This is a genomic window from Martelella radicis, assembly GCF_014196625.1.
In the GTDB taxonomy this organism is placed as follows: domain Bacteria; phylum Pseudomonadota; class Alphaproteobacteria; order Rhizobiales; family Rhizobiaceae; genus Martelella; species Martelella radicis.
In genome coordinates this window covers 313,678-327,234 of sequence record NZ_JACIDZ010000002.1, presented here as the reverse complement: position 1 = coordinate 327,234, position 13,557 = coordinate 313,678, and the positions used below count along the sequence as shown (strand labels likewise).

At 63.2% G+C, this 13,557-nt stretch carries 14 protein-coding genes; 7 read left to right on the top strand and 7 right to left on the bottom strand.

Annotated elements, in window-relative coordinates; translation table 11 throughout:
• Positions 1-69: 69 nt before the first annotated feature.
• Both GGR30_RS05070 and arfB read right to left on the bottom strand, forming a co-directional pair.
• Complete coding sequence (locus GGR30_RS05070) at positions 70-702, bottom strand: alpha-ketoglutarate-dependent dioxygenase AlkB family protein (RefSeq protein ID WP_183483188.1); 633 nt, start codon at positions 700-702, stop codon at positions 70-72.
• Between the two features lie 3 nt (positions 703-705).
• Positions 706-1,143, bottom strand: coding sequence for an alternative ribosome rescue aminoacyl-tRNA hydrolase ArfB (gene arfB, locus GGR30_RS05065; protein WP_183483186.1), 438 nt, complete (start codon positions 1,141-1,143; stop codon positions 706-708).
• A 256-nt stretch (positions 1,144-1,399) separates the two neighbouring features.
• Here arfB and GGR30_RS05060 point away from each other — a divergent pair, with 256 nt between their 5' ends.
• Positions 1,400-1,843, top strand: a complete 444-nt coding sequence (locus GGR30_RS05060; RefSeq protein ID WP_183483184.1) for a glyoxalase superfamily protein — start codon at positions 1,400-1,402, stop codon at positions 1,841-1,843.
• A gap of 78 nt (positions 1,844-1,921) precedes the next feature.
• Here GGR30_RS05060 and GGR30_RS05055 read toward each other — a convergent pair whose 3' ends face one another.
• Entirely contained in the window at positions 1,922-3,529 is a 1,608-nt protein-coding gene (locus GGR30_RS05055; RefSeq protein WP_183483182.1) for a phosphoenolpyruvate carboxykinase, read from the bottom strand.
• Between the two features lie 336 nt (positions 3,530-3,865).
• On the opposite strand from GGR30_RS05055, the gene GGR30_RS05050 reads away from it, so the two are divergent.
• The 5 genes from GGR30_RS05050 (at position 3,866) to GGR30_RS05030 (ending at position 7,825) form a co-directional block, all read left to right on the top strand.
• Positions 3,866-4,588, top strand: coding sequence for a response regulator transcription factor (locus tag GGR30_RS05050; protein WP_183483181.1), 723 nt, complete (start codon positions 3,866-3,868; stop codon positions 4,586-4,588).
• Between the two features lie 184 nt (positions 4,589-4,772).
• Positions 4,773-6,479 carry a sensor histidine kinase gene (locus GGR30_RS05045; RefSeq protein ID WP_183483452.1) on the top strand — a complete coding sequence of 569 codons (1,707 nt, stop codon included), beginning with the start codon at positions 4,773-4,775 and terminating at the stop codon, positions 6,477-6,479.
• Positions 6,476-6,970 carry an HPr kinase/phosphorylase gene (locus GGR30_RS05040; protein WP_183483180.1) on the top strand — a complete coding sequence of 165 codons (495 nt, stop codon included), beginning with the start codon at positions 6,476-6,478 and terminating at the stop codon, positions 6,968-6,970. Before GGR30_RS05045 ends, GGR30_RS05040 begins: the two co-directional genes overlap by 4 nt.
• A gap of 166 nt (positions 6,971-7,136) precedes the next feature.
• On the top strand, positions 7,137-7,538 hold the full coding sequence (locus GGR30_RS05035) for a PTS sugar transporter subunit IIA (protein WP_183483179.1): 402 nt from the start codon (positions 7,137-7,139) through the stop codon (positions 7,536-7,538).
• An 8-nt stretch (positions 7,539-7,546) separates the two neighbouring features.
• Positions 7,547-7,825: an HPr family phosphocarrier protein gene (locus tag GGR30_RS05030; protein WP_183483178.1), complete on the top strand. Its 279-nt coding sequence runs from the start codon at positions 7,547-7,549 to the stop codon at positions 7,823-7,825.
• A 100-nt stretch (positions 7,826-7,925) separates the two neighbouring features.
• Here GGR30_RS05030 and GGR30_RS05025 read toward each other — a convergent pair whose 3' ends face one another.
• The gene (locus GGR30_RS05025) at positions 7,926-8,660 is read right to left on the bottom strand and encodes a Crp/Fnr family transcriptional regulator (RefSeq protein ID WP_183483177.1); all 735 of its coding nucleotides are present in this window, start codon (positions 8,658-8,660) and stop codon (positions 7,926-7,928) included.
• 250 nt (positions 8,661-8,910) lie between these two features.
• Here GGR30_RS05025 and GGR30_RS23650 point away from each other — a divergent pair, with 250 nt between their 5' ends.
• On the top strand, positions 8,911-9,990 hold the full coding sequence (locus tag GGR30_RS23650; protein ID WP_183483175.1) for a glycosyltransferase: 1,080 nt from the start codon (positions 8,911-8,913) through the stop codon (positions 9,988-9,990).
• Positions 9,991-10,010: 20 nt separating this feature from the next.
• Here GGR30_RS23650 and GGR30_RS05015 read toward each other — a convergent pair whose 3' ends face one another.
• From GGR30_RS05015 to GGR30_RS05005, 3 genes are all read right to left on the bottom strand, one after another.
• On the bottom strand, positions 10,011-11,531 hold the full coding sequence (locus tag GGR30_RS05015) for an aldehyde dehydrogenase (NADP(+)) (RefSeq protein ID WP_183483173.1): 1,521 nt from the start codon (positions 11,529-11,531) through the stop codon (positions 10,011-10,013).
• A gap of 37 nt (positions 11,532-11,568) precedes the next feature.
• Entirely contained in the window at positions 11,569-12,711 is a 1,143-nt protein-coding gene (locus tag GGR30_RS05010; RefSeq protein ID WP_183483171.1) for a fumarylacetoacetate hydrolase family protein, read from the bottom strand.
• 205 nt (positions 12,712-12,916) lie between these two features.
• Positions 12,917-13,510: a YceI family protein gene (locus GGR30_RS05005; protein ID WP_183483169.1), complete on the bottom strand. Its 594-nt coding sequence runs from the start codon at positions 13,508-13,510 to the stop codon at positions 12,917-12,919.
• Positions 13,511-13,557 lie beyond the last annotated feature (47 nt).

Genomic DNA, 13,557 nt, shown 5'->3' with positions numbered 1-13,557 from the left:
CGCCTGCACCGGAATGTGGGACAGAGCCTCTTTGAGGGCTGTGCCCGTCGGCCGAGCCCGAGGGTGACGCTATTGAGGTGGAGATCTTACCCGTCGAAGCGTCAGATTGATCCGTCCGCCGTTCTTCAAAAGCGTCGAGGTGCCGGGATAGGTCCGCGTCACGCCATGATAGGCGAGACGGCTTTTGCCGGAAAGCAGCACGATATCGCCGCTTGCCAGTTTCAGCGAGACGGCCTTGTCCTTTCGGTCCGTGCCGCCCACGCGAAAAAGGCAGCTATCGCCGAGCGAGATGGAAAGCACGGGGGCTGAGAAATCCGCCTCGTCGCTGTCCTGATGCATGCCCATCTTCGCCGTGTCATCGTAGAAATTGATCAGGCAGGCTTCCGGCGGTTCGGGGTAATCCGCAAGGTCGCGCCAGAGCGCTGCGAGCCGTTCGGGCATTTGCGGCCAGGGTTTTCCCGTTGCGGGATGGGTTGCCTGATAGCGATAGCCGCGTTCCTTGTCGGTGACCCAGCCGAGCGGGCCGCAATTGGTCATGCGCACGGACATCGGTTTTCCGGTGCGCGGCATGGTCGGCACGTAAAGCGGGGCTTCTGCCACCACAGCGCGGATATCCTCGACCAGCGCCTCCTGGGCGGCGCGGTCGAGATAGTCCGGCAGATAGCGAAAGCCCTCGGGGAGAACGGGTTTGTCGGCGCTCATGGCTTACTCGTCGGGCGCGGGCTTGCCGCGCTTCTTCTTGATTTCCGAGCGGCCGGCCTTGGCCTTCAGCCGACGTTCGATCGAACCGCGCGTCGGTCTGGTTTTGCGGCGGCGCGGCGGTGGCGGCGCGGCGGCGGCGAGGATCAGCTCCTTCAGCTTCTCGCGCGCCTCCTCGCGGTTGCGCTCCTGGCTGCGATGGCCATTGGCCTCGATCAGCAGCACCCCCTCCTTGGAAACCTTGCGGCCGCCGAGGCGCATCGCATTGCGTTTTACGCGCTCAGGCAGGGAAGGGGAGGCGGCGAGAGGGAAGAACAGCTGCACGGCGGTCGCCACCTTGTTGACGTTCTGTCCGCCGGGTCCGCCGGCAAGCACGAACTGCTCGGTCAGTTCCCAGCCGAAAATGGTGATCCGGTCATTGATGATGAGATCGCGTGAGGCCATGGCCGCGTTATCCCATGCCGCCGCCCGGCCTTCAAGGCCGCAATCGCCTGCGAGACCGGGCTTTTGCTTGACGCGGACGGCAATGCGGCCTAATGAGCGGCAACGGCAAGAGACGCCGGCCGCCCGCGGTTCTCAAAACCATGGTGAAGTTCCCCTTGAACCGATGAGCGATGTTTTGAAAACCTTGCGCATTCGCGGTTCCGGCAATGCGGGCACCGAACCACCAGACAGGCGAATGCGAAGGAAAGACTTCGCCATGTCCACCAATACACCGCTGCCATCGCTTGAGGCCCTCAAGGATCAGGCCAAACGCCTGCGTGCCCATCTGAATCGCACCGGCGAGCCGATCACCCATTCCCGGGCGCTGGAGCTGATTGCCGCCCAATATGGCTTTCGCGACTGGAACACGCTTCATGCGAAAATCGGCAACCGACCGCCGCTGAACCCGTGGATGCTCGGCGCGCGCGTTTCGGGAACCTATCTCGGCCATGCGTTTACTGCCGAGATCCTGTCCGCCAGTGCCTTTGCCGGAAAGCCGGGGCATTATCGCCTGACATTGAAATTCGATGAGCCGGTCGATGTCGTCACATTCGAGAGTTTCTCGGCCTTCCGACAACGGGTCAACTGTACGGTCGATGAGACGGGGCGGTCGCCGGCAAAGACGTCGGACGGCAGGCCGCATGTGGAACTGGCCTGGTAATCTCGCCGGTCGCCTGAAAAAAGAAATGCCCGGCGCCGAACGGCGACCGGGCATTTCCACGCTCCTCCTGCGTATAACTCAGGCGGCGGCCAGAATTCCCGGCGCAGCGGCCTTCACGCCGGCATCCACATGATCCTCGAATTTGGCGAAATTGGCGACGAACATGTCGACAAGTTTCGCCGCCTGCGCGTCGTAGGCGCTTGCGTCGGCCCAGGTGCCGCGCGGGTTGAGAATTGCCGCGTCGACGCCGGGCACGGCGACCGGAACCTCGAAGCCGAAATTCGGATCCACACGGAACTCCGCGCCGGCAAGCCGGCCGGCCAGCGCCTCGGCCAGCATGGCCCGGGTCTGGCGGATCGGCATGCGCGAACCCGCGCCATAGGCGCCGCCGGTCCAGCCGGTATTGACCAGCCAGCACTGCACGCCGTGCCTGGCGATCAGGGACTTCAGCAGATTGCCGTATTCGGTCGGGTGGCGCGGCATGAAGGGCGCGCCGAAGCAGGTCGAGAACGTCGCTTCGGGTTCGGTCACGCCCTTTTCCGTACCCGCCACCTTGGCGGTGTAGCCGGAGAGGAAGTGATACATGGCCTGGTCGGGCGTCAGTTTCGCGATCGGCGGCAACACGCCGAAGGCATCGGCCGTCAGCATGATGATCGTCTTCGGATGCGGCGCAAGTCCGGTGCGCGAGGCATTGGGAATATAGTCCAGCGGATAGGCGCAGCGCGTGTTTTCCGTCAGCGACCCGTCATCGAAATCGGGCTTGCGGTTGGCGTCGAGCACGACATTTTCCAGAACCGTGCCGAAACGTTTGGTCGTGGCGTAGATTTCCGGCTCGGCCTCGGCCGAAAGGCGGATGGTCTTGGCGTAGCAGCCGCCCTCGAAATTGAACAGGCCGTTTTCGCCCCAGCCATGCTCGTCATCGCCGATCAGCGTGCGCGAGGGATCCGCCGAAAGTGTGGTCTTGCCGGTACCCGAAAGTCCGAAGAACACGGCGGCATCGCCCGCATCTCCGACATTGGCCGAGCAGTGCATCGGCATCACGCCGCGCGAGGGCAGAAGATAGTTGAGGGCGGTGAACACCGACTTCTTCATTTCACCCGCATAGGATGTGCCGCCGATCAGCACAAGACCGTTCTCGAGATCGCAGGCGATCACCGTTTCCGTGCGGCAATTATAGCGCTTCGGATCGGCAACGAAGGAGGGCAGGTTGATGATGGTCAGTTTCGCCTCGAAATCCTCCAGCGCGTCGCGCTCCGGGCGGATCAGAAGGTTGCGGATGAACTGGGCGTGCCAGGCATATTCGGTGATGACCCGCGTCGGCAGACGGTTTTCCTCATCCGCGCCGCCGATCAGGTCCTGCACGAACAGTTCCTTGCCGGCCGCATGGGCGAGCATGTCTTCCTTGAGGAGGGCGAAATGCTCCGGCGACATCGCCTTGTTGTTGTCCCACCAGATCTGGTCTTTGGTCTTGTCGTCGCAGACAACGAACTTGTCCTTGGCGGAGCGGCCGGTGTGCTGGCCCGTGAGCGCCCTCAGCGCGCCGTCTGCCGTCAGCACCGCTTCGCTGCGGCGAAGCGCCAGCTCGCAGAGTTCCGATGGCATCAGATTGTAGTAAACGCCGGCAAGGTCCTTCAGACCTGCTGCTTCGACCGGAAAACGGCGATTGTAGATTCCATGCTCCACCATGCGAAATGCCTCTCTAAACGAAATCTAATTTTTTAAAAACATATTAAATTCGTTCGCATCAGACAACAGGGAATCTGACAAAATATAATAATATCATGCATTTAATCGATTAAAGAAAAACGCCAGATTGAACAATTTTCAGATTATGAAGGATTCTCAGGCTGTTAACCGGCGTGACGTCGCGCTTAGAAAATGTGATTTGAAGGGTTTGATCGCCCGCTTTGGTTGGTCTTGCCACAATTTGTTCCAGTTTTTTTCCAACAAATGCTAGAAATCGCGAGACGGCGGACCAAATGCCGTCCAAAGACCATAAGAACTGCAGTCAGGGAGCCCCAAATGCAGACGATCGCGCTCGTGGACGACGACCGGAACATTCTGACCTCGGTGTCGATTGCTCTGGAATCCGAAGGCTATCGCGTTGACACCTATACCGATGGCGCCACGGCGCTGACCGGGCTTCAGGCCAACCCGCCGCAGCTTGCCATTTTCGACATCAAGATGCCGCGCATGGACGGGATGGAGCTTTTGCGGCGGCTGCGGCAGAAGTCGGACATTCCGGTAATCTTCCTGACATCGAAGGATGAGGAGATCGACGAGCTTTTCGGGCTGAAGATGGGCGCCGACGATTTCATCACCAAGCCCTTCTCCCAGCGGCTGCTGGTGGAGCGCGTGCGCGCCGTCCTGCGCCGGGTTGCCGCCCGCGAGGCCGCCATTGCCGGCGGCGGCGCCAAGCCCGGCGAGGGCGAGGCGAACCGTCCGCTGGAGCGCGGCCCGCTGGTCATGGACCGCGAACGCCATACCTGTACCTGGAAGGGGGACCCCGTGACCCTGACGGTCACCGAGTTTCTCATCCTGCATTCGCTTGCCCAGCGTCCAGGCGTGGTCAAGAGCCGCGATGCGCTGATGGATGCCGCCTATGACGACCAGGTCTATGTCGACGACCGCACGATCGACAGCCACATCAAGCGCCTGCGCAAGAAATTCAAGCTGGTTGACACCGATTTCGATATGATCGAAACCCTTTACGGCGTCGGCTATCGCTTCCGCGAAGCCGCCTGAGGCAGAAGGCGTGTCGGACCCAACCATGGAATAGACGCAATCGCGGCATTTCCTGAGGGCTCGGGCACAGCCACCGCAAACAGGGCGAAGATTGACGAACAGCAGCGACAAAGCCTCAGGCGGGACCTCGAACGAGGCCCCTGGCAGGAAGCCGGGACGGCGCTGGCGCAAACCCTTTGCGGCGATGCGCTGGGTGCTGGCTTCGACCGTTTTCTCCAGCCTCAACTGGCGAATCCTGTTCTTCAACCTTCTGGCCCTGTTCTTCCTTGTCGGAGGCATCCTCTATCTCAACCAGTTCCGCGAGGGGTTGATCGACGCGCGCGTGGAAAGCCTTCTGACCCAGGGCGAGATCATCGCCGGCGCGATCGCCTCCTCCGCCTCGGTCGAAACCGACACGATGACAATCGATCCGCAGGAACTGCTGGAGTTGCAGGCTGGCGAGAGCGCCCGCCCGACCTCAAGCGACGAGGATCTGCGTTTTCCCCTCAATCCTGAGAAGGTCGCGCCGATCCTGAGACGGCTGATCTCGCCGACCCGCACCCGCGCGCGCATCTATGATCCCGACGCCAATCTGATTCTCGATTCGCGTTATCTCTATTCGCGCGGTCAGGTGTTGCGCTACGACTTGCCGGACACCGAGAAATCGACGGCGGAAAGCGTATCGGACAAGCTCGGAAGCCTGATGAACCGCTTCCTGCAGCCGGGCAATCTGCCGCGCTATGAGGAGGCGCCCGGCGGCGATGGCTCGATCTATCCGGAAGTGATGAAGGCGCTCGACGCCCAGCGCTCGGCCGTAGTGCGGGTCACCGACCGGGGCGGGCTGATCGTCTCCGTCGCCGTGCCGATCCAGCGCTTTCGCGCCGTGCTCGGCGTGCTTCTGCTGTCCACTCAGGCTGGCGACATCGACAAGATCGTCCATGCCGAGCGTATCGCCATCATCCGGGTCTTCGGCGTCACTGCGCTCGTGACCATGATCCTCTCCTTCATGTTGTCCTCGACGATCGCAAGTCCGTTGCGCCGGCTCTCCGAGGCCGCCGTCAGGGTGCGCCGCGGCGGCCCGCGCGAACGTGAGGAAATCCCGGACTTCTCCGCCCGTCAGGACGAGATCGGCCATCTTTCCACGACGCTTCGGGAGATGACGACGGCGCTATACGACCGGATCGATGCCATCGACAGTTTCGCCGCCGATGTCGCCCACGAGCTTAAGAACCCGCTCACCTCGCTTCGAAGCGCGGTCGAGACGCTGCCGCTTGCCAAGACCGAAGAATCGAAAGCGCGACTGACCGAGATCATCCAGCATGATGTCCGCCGTCTCGACCGGCTGATCAGCGACATCTCCGATGCTTCCCGTCTGGATGCGGAGCTTGCCCGCGAGGATGCGAAGCGCTTCGACGCAGAGGCGCTTCTGAAGGACCTGGTCTCGATCTCTCGCGAGACCCGCAAGCGCAACCGCCATGTCGAGATCGGCTTTACCGTCAATCCCGGCAATCACGGCAAGGGCGCTTTCGAGGCGTTCGGCCATGATCTGCGGATCGGCCAGATCGTCACCAATCTGATCGAGAATGCCCGATCCTTCGTTCCGGAAAAGGACGGCCGCATCGACGTCGCGCTGACCCGCACGCGCGGGCAGATCATCATCAGCGTGGCGGATAATGGTCCGGGGATCCGGCCGGACGCGCTGGAGCGTATCTTCGAGCGCTTCTACACCGATCGCCCGGACGGCGAGGCCTTCGGGCAGAATTCCGGGCTTGGCCTCTCCATATCCCGCCAGATCGCCGAGGCCCATGGCGGCACGCTGACGGCGGAAAATGTCGCCAATCCCGAAACCGGCGATGTCACAGGCGCCCGCTTCACGCTCAAACTGCCGGCCGCCGCCGGCAAGGCGCAATGACGGATCGGGCCGGAACCAACCGCCATGCGACCGCGATCGTGCTCGGTTCGACCGGCATCCTGATTTGCGGGGCCTCGGGCGCGGGCAAAAGCGAGCTTGCCCTTGCCCTTATCCACGCCGGCCGTCTCAACGGGCTCTATTCCGCACTTGTTGCGGACGACCAGGTGCTGATCTCCGTTTCCGCCGGCCGGGTGATTGCCGAAACGCCCCCGGCCATTGCCGGTCTTATTGAAATTCGCGGCTCGGGGCTGGCCGAGATCCCATATCTTGGAAGCGCGGTCATGGATTTCGCGCTCATGCCTGTTTGCTCCGAGGAGGCCAGCCGCCTGCCGCCGGAAGACAGCAAGCTTGCACTAGCCGAGGGGCTTGACCTGCCGCAGCTCTTTCTGCGCTGGCCCGCGCCGGACCCGTTTTCCAAGCTTGCGGCGCTGTGCCCCGGACTTGGGACCGGACTTCCCGCGCGGCCCTGCCATGCTGGTTATCAGGGCTGAAGCCGGCATGCGGCTTGTGTTCGCCATGCATCAGCGGCTGCGGCCCGCCTGATTTCATGTGATATTTTCGCCCTTTTGGCTTGCACTTCGCGCCGGCTTCGACAAGATGCGGCAACGGGCCTTTGCGCGGACGAAGGCGATTGCTGTTTCGAGGAGTAGCGCGAAGATGATCGGACTGGTGCTTGTGACCCATGGCGGCCTTGCGGAGGAGTTCCGACTGGCGGTCGAGCATGTCGTCGGGCCGCAGGACGCCATCGAAACCGTTTCGATCGGTCCCGAGGACGACATGGATCGTCGGCGCGACGACATCCTCGCCGCCGTCGGCAAGGTCGACAGCGGCAATGGCGTGATCATCCTGACCGACATGTTCGGCGGGACGCCCTCGAACCTCGCCATTTCGGTGATGAACAACGGAACGGTCGAGGTGATCGCCGGCGTCAACCTGCCGATGCTGATCAAGCTTGTCGCGGTGCGGGTGGACAATGACATGGCCAAGGCGCTTGCCGAGGCCGAGGATGCCGGGCGGCGCTACATCAATGTCGCAAGCCGCGTCCTGAGCGGGAAATAACAGGCCTGATGGAAGAACCGGTCTCGCGCGCACTCACCATCGTCAATCGCAGGGGGCTCCACGCCCGCGCTTCCGCCAAATTCGTCCAGACGGTCGAGAAGCTCAACGCCTCCGTCAGCGTCGCCAAGGACGGCATGACCGTGGGCGGCACCTCGATCATGGGTCTGATGATGCTGGCGGCCGGCATCAACAGCACGATCATTGTCTCGGCTGCGGGGCCGGAAGCCGAAGCTGCGCTCGATGCCATCGAGGCGCTGGTCGCCGATCGCTTCGGCGAGGAGAGTTGACACCCGAAGCGCCGCCCTTCCAGCCAAAGTCCGGCAGCCCCTTCCCGTCAACTTGGCGGATGACCGCGGCGATCGGCCTTCCCGCAAGGGACGTAGCGCCTCACGGTTTCGGAAACCAGCTCGTATCGATGCGGGCATGCCGGTCGACGAAGTCGCAAAGACTGATCAGCTTGTCCTCTTCCAGAACCTCGACGGTGCCGTTGTCGCGCCGGATCAGGCCGTCTTTCTGCAAGGCGGTGAAGGAGCGGCTGACATAGACATTGGTCAATCCCAACACGTCGGAGATTTCCGTCTGATTGAGGGGCAATCGGAAGGTCGTCGACATGGGCTTGTTGGCGATCCTGAGGCGCGCCATCAGGTCGAGGAGGAAATAGGCAATCCGCTCGCGCGCGCTCATGCGGCCAACGGCCTGCAGGAAGTCGGTCAGGATCACCTGATTGCGCACGGCAAGCGCAAACAGGAGCGCGGCAAGCTGCGGCGCGTTTGAAAAGACCTGGTCGAGATCCTTCTTCGGAAAGGGGCACAAACGCACATCCTCGGCGGCCTTGAGCACTGTGGTCCGTTCGTTGAAGGCGATGTCTGGGAAGCCAATGATATCGCCTGGATGATGGATCTCGACAATCTGTCGCCGTCCATCCTTCAGGTCGGCATAACTGTAGAGCCAGCCCTGTCTGACCACGTAGAGATTTGTGTTGCTGTCGCCTTCCGCATGGATCTCGGTGCCCCTGTCATAGTCGCGTTCCTCGCGTTCGAGGCAGGCTATGCTATCCAGCGAACACTGGCTGAGCGGTACATAATGCGACAGTTTCTGCACCAGACAGCTATCATGGCTCATCTTCCCCAACCTCCGCGACTGCGATGAGAACTCTTGAACAGAGCAATATATCGGCGAAAATGGCCCGCCCCGCCAGACTGCGCAACGCCAAAGTGACCGGTTTCGCGCCTGTCGCGTTTTTATTTTGCAAAATCTTCCGATTTCAAACCAGTTTAATGCAGGGCAGTTCGAAAGAGTAGAGGAAGGGGGCAACACGAGGAGATCATCCATGCCCGAAGCCCGCCTCAAGCGGCGGAAGGGGGCGCGCTAAGTGTCCTCCGCCATAGCAATCATCGATCCGTTCTGCCTGACGCCCTCAACGATTACTGCCTCCGACTCCGATCAGGTCGGCGGCACGGAAGCCGTTGTCCTGAAGGTGGCGCGTGCTCTGTGTGACGAATACCGTTTCCATTTCTACCAGAATGGGCGGCTCGACATGGACCGCGACAGATGCGGGCTCTACCGCCCGCTCGACGCCGTCAGCGCCGCAAATCTCCTGGGCGTCACCGGCATCATCGTCATCAACTCCTGGAAGGCGGCGCTGAAGGCGCGACGCCTCAATCCCGGCTGCCCGATCTTTCTTTGGTCCCACTCGCATCCGGGCCGGCACAACCGCCGCATGGGCGAGGCGATGGCCGAGGCGCAGATCGAGATCGTCTGCACTTCGCAGGCCCACGCCGCCCACGTCACGCAGTTTCTCGCGCCGGAAAACCGGCGTCTGCCGAAGATCTGCTGGATCCATTCTCCTGTTGACGACGATCTGGTTGCCGACGGCACGCCGCGCGATAGCAACCGGCTGTTCTTTCCCGGCATGCCGATGAAGGGCATCACCGAAGTCCTGGCGAAATTTGCCGAGATCAGAAAGGACAGGCCGGAGCTGAGCCTTGATATCGCCGAGCCGGGCAGTCTGGCCTGGCCAGACGGCAGCGTGCCTCTCGGCGTCAATTTTCTCGGGCGGCTCTCCCACAGCGCGCTGATTGCCCACATGCGCCGCTCGCTCTGCGTCTTCTATCCGCAGACCCGCACGGACGATACGGCCAGCCTGCTTCTGGCCGAAGCCAATGCCGTCGGCACGCCGGTCATCGCCCAGCGCGGCCTCGGCGCCAATGACGAGATCGTCGGCACCTTCGGACAGGTCTTCGATACCGATGACCTCAAGGCGCTCGGCGAGCGTATCGATATGTGGCGCCTCGCGCCGCCGATGGTCGACGCTTCTCCGGCCCTGCGGATGACGGCGGTTGCCGGTGAATGGCGGGCCAAGCTCGGTGTCGGGGAGGACAGAGAGCCCCACCCTCCGGGCGTGATCCCGCCGGGCCTTGCCGCAAGGCCGGCAGCGGCCCCCGACAAGTAATCCCGGTCAAGGCAAGCGCGCTAGCCGATGTGGCGCAGATCCTCCGGCAGAAGCGCGGACGGCATGCTCTGGTAGCAGACCGGGCGCAGGAAGCGGCGGATCGCCAGCGTGCCGACGGAGGTGGCGCCGAAATTGGTCGAAGCCGGGTACGGCCCGCCATGGACCATGGCGTCGGCAACGGCGACGCCGGTGGCAAAGCCGTTGGCAAGCAGCCGTCCGGCCTTGCGTTCGAGAACCGGAACGAAGCTCTGGGCGAATTCGACATCGTCATTGTCCATGTGCAGCGTGCAGGTGAGCTGGCCCTCAAGCCTCTCGGCGATCGCCCGCATCTCCTGCGCATTGGCCGCCATCACCACGATGCCGAGCGGGCCGAACACCTCATGGGCAAGCTTCGGATTGGCGAGAAAGTCCTTGCCGGCAACGGCAAAGAGCGCCGGCGCGCCCTCGCGTCCGTCGCAATCACCCTTCACCAGCGTTTCGACGCCGTCCGTGCCCGCAATCTCCGTGCGACCGCGGCGGAAGGCCTCGGCAATTCCTTCCGTCAGCATCACCGCCGGGCCGACATCGCCGAGCGCCCTGGCCGCGGCATCGGCGAAGCGATCGGATTCCGGGCCGGCGAGCGTGATCATGATGCCGGGATTGGTGCAGAACTGGCCGACGCCCATGGTCAGCGAACCGGCCCAGCCCTTCGCGATCTCCTCGCCGCGATTGGCAAGCGCATCGGGCATGAGGAAGTTCGGGTTGACCGAACCCAATTCGCCGAAGAAGGGAATGGGCTCGTCGCGCCGCGCGCAAAGGTCAAACAGCGCCTTTCCGCCGGCGAGCGAGCCGGCAAAGCCGACGGCCCGGATTAGCGGATGGGTGACGAGCGTGCCGCCGGCCTCGTGCGAGGCGCCCTGCAGCAGCGAGAAGACGCCCGGATGAATGCCGCATTTTTCCGCCGCCGCCGCGATCGCCTCGGCAACGATCTCGCCTGTGCCGGGATGGGCGGGATGGCCCTTGACCACGACCGGGCAGCCGGCGGCAAGCGCCGACGCCGTATCGCCGCCGGCAGTCGAGAAGGCGAGCGGGAAATTCGAGGCGCCAAAGACGGCGACGGGGCCGATCGGCCTTTGCGCCATCTTCAGGTCGGGGCTCGGCGGGATCGCGTCCGGATTGGCCGCATCATGGCGGCGGTCGAGATAGTCGCCGTCGAGAATATGGCGCGCGAACAGGCGCAACTGACCGGTGGTGCGCCCGCGCTCGCCCTCAAGCCGCGCGGCCGGAAGGCCCGATTCGGCCGAGGCGATCTCGGTGATGTCGCTGCCGCGCTTCTCGATCTCGTCGGCGATCTTGTTGAGGAACGCGGCGCGATCCCTGCGCGTCGAATAGCCATAGTTCCAGAATGCGGCTTCGGCCGATTTCGCAGCCCGGTCGATCAGCTTCTCATTCGCCTCGCAGAAGGCGTGGGGCGCGCCGCTGACGGGTTTCGAGAGGAAGGTGATATCGGTTCCGACCCACTCGCCGCCGATCAGATGCCTGCCATGCGGTTTGAAACTCATCATTATTCTCCTCGGGCTTTGCGATTGTTCGTCTGGTTCAGATAAGGTCGCGCGCGGCGAGATTGCTCATCAGCGCGCGCACGCCGAATGTCCATGGCGCGCATTCTGTCGACAGGCGCACGGTGTTTTCAAGGCGGCCGAGGCCGTTTGCCGAAATCGTAACGCGGTCGCCCGGCTTGTGGGTGAAGCCCTCGCCGGCAACATCGCGATCCTCGCTCGGCGCGAAAAGCGTGCCGAGATAGAGCATGAAGCCGTCGGGATACTGGTGATGGCGGCCGATGGTCTGGGCGACAAGCGCTTCCGGGTCGCGGCTGATTTCCGACATCGAGGAATGTCCCGTCATTTCAAATCCGTCCTCGCCTCTCACCGTGAGCGAAACCTCGGCGCGGCGCACGTCGTCCAGCGTGAAGCTGCCGTCGAACAGCCTGATCATCGGGCCGATCGCGGCGGAGGCGTTGTTGTCCTTCGCCTTGCCCAGCAGAAGCGCCGAGCGGCCCTCCACGTCGCGCAGGTTCACGTCATTGCCGAGCGTGGCGCCGACGATCCTGCCGGCGGAGGATACGGCGAGAACCACTTCGGGCTCCGGATTGTTCCATTTCGAGATCGGGTGAAGGCCGACTTCGGCGCCCGGACCGACGGCCGAAAGCGCCTGCGCCTTGGAAAAGACTTCAGCGTCCGGGCCGATGCCAACCTCGAGATACTGGCTCCACAGGCCTTCGCGGATCAGCGCCTCCTTGGCGGCGGCCGCCGCTTCCGATCCCGCCTCGATATTCTTCAGGCTCGCTCCGATCGCCGCGCCGATGCGGCTCCTGATCGCTTCCGCCTTCTTCGGATCGCCCGCCGCCTTTTCCTCGATCACCCGTTCGACCATGGAGCGGGCGAAGGTGACGCCGCAGGCCTTGATGGGCTGAAGGTCCGAGGGGCAGAGAAAATGGATGCGGCTTTCATCGCCGGGCGTCGCGGCCGCAATCTCCTCCAGCGTGCCAAGCCGGAAGCCGGGAGCTTCGGTGACGTAAAAGGCCGGATCGTCCATTTCGCAGATGTCGCGGGAGAGTGGGGCAACTTCCGAGGTGATGTCGTAGACCGCGCCGCCGCGCAGCGTCACGACAGCCGGGCCATTCGCCTCCGGCAGGAAAACGCGTCCGAGCCAGGTGCCGTTGAAGTCATCAATGATTGTCATGGCGAAATGTCCTCATGCGCAGCGCGTTCTACGCCGCCTCCCGTGCCCGCACGACACCTTGCCTGGGACAGACGCCGTGCGCGCCTCGCCCGCCGTGAAGTGCAGACCACCTACACTTAGGCCAACGGGCTGCCGGTTTAAAGCCTTGACGATCGATCGCGCCACAAGGGATGTGGCCGGTAGCGGAGGGCTGCCGGCGCACGGGTCATTCTGCCGGCTTGAACTCCGACTGGATCAGCACCTCGACCGTATCGCTGACGACGGGCACGGCGAAGTCGAAGCCCCAGTCGGAACGCTTGACCGCCATGACGCCGGAAAAACCGAGGGCGGCATGTTTCGTCATCGGATGCTCGGCCATGGAGCCGTTGAAGGTGACGTCGATGACCGCCGGATGGGTCTCGCCGCGCATCGTCAGCACGCCGTAGACCTTGCCAGTCCTGTCACCGTCGACCTCGATGCGTTCCGAGACAAAGCTGATCGGCGTGCCGGCGAGGAATGCCGGATCCGTGCCGATCTTGCCGTCGAAATCCTCCTCTTCGGGGAAAGGGAAATCGGTCCGGACAGAAGCCGGGTCGATCGCCACGGCAAGGGCCGATTGCTCCGGCGCGTCCGGGACCCATTCGAGGTCGGCCGAAATGCCGGTGAACCGTGCGGTATAGTTCGACAGGCCGAAATGGCTGACGCGCCAGGTGACGCTGGTGTGGGCCGGGTCGGACAGGTAATGCCCGGCAGGCGCTGCCTGTTCCTCGGCGGCATTAGCCGGCAGGGCGAAGAGAAGGGCGAGAAGCAGATTTTTCATGGGTGTAGACCTTTGTTTGCGGGATGGAATTGCAGGCGCCGGAAAGC

Coding starts and splice junctions, on each gene's coding strand:
- GGR30_RS05040 (WP_183483180.1), top strand. CDS start 6,476: ATGACGGATCGGGCCGGAACCAACCGCCATGCGACCGCGATCGTGCTC.
- GGR30_RS05005 (WP_183483169.1), bottom strand. CDS start 13,510: ATGAAAAATCTGCTTCTCGCCCTTCTCTTCGCCCTGCCGGCTAATGCC.
- GGR30_RS05060 (WP_183483184.1), top strand. CDS start 1,400: ATGTCCACCAATACACCGCTGCCATCGCTTGAGGCCCTCAAGGATCAG.
- GGR30_RS05025 (WP_183483177.1), bottom strand. CDS start 8,660: ATGAGCCATGATAGCTGTCTGGTGCAGAAACTGTCGCATTATGTACCG.
- GGR30_RS05050 (WP_183483181.1), top strand. CDS start 3,866: ATGCAGACGATCGCGCTCGTGGACGACGACCGGAACATTCTGACCTCG.
- GGR30_RS05015 (WP_183483173.1), bottom strand. CDS start 11,531: ATGAGTTTCAAACCGCATGGCAGGCATCTGATCGGCGGCGAGTGGGTC.
- GGR30_RS05045 (WP_183483452.1), top strand. CDS start 4,773: ATGCGCTGGGTGCTGGCTTCGACCGTTTTCTCCAGCCTCAACTGGCGA.
- GGR30_RS05030 (WP_183483178.1), top strand. CDS start 7,547: ATGGAAGAACCGGTCTCGCGCGCACTCACCATCGTCAATCGCAGGGGG.
- GGR30_RS05010 (WP_183483171.1), bottom strand. CDS start 12,711: ATGACAATCATTGATGACTTCAACGGCACCTGGCTCGGACGCGTTTTC.
- GGR30_RS05055 (WP_183483182.1), bottom strand. CDS start 3,529: ATGGTGGAGCATGGAATCTACAATCGCCGTTTTCCGGTCGAAGCAGCA.
- GGR30_RS05035 (WP_183483179.1), top strand. CDS start 7,137: ATGATCGGACTGGTGCTTGTGACCCATGGCGGCCTTGCGGAGGAGTTC.
- arfB (WP_183483186.1), bottom strand. CDS start 1,143: ATGGCCTCACGCGATCTCATCATCAATGACCGGATCACCATTTTCGGC.
- GGR30_RS05070 (WP_183483188.1), bottom strand. CDS start 702: ATGAGCGCCGACAAACCCGTTCTCCCCGAGGGCTTTCGCTATCTGCCG.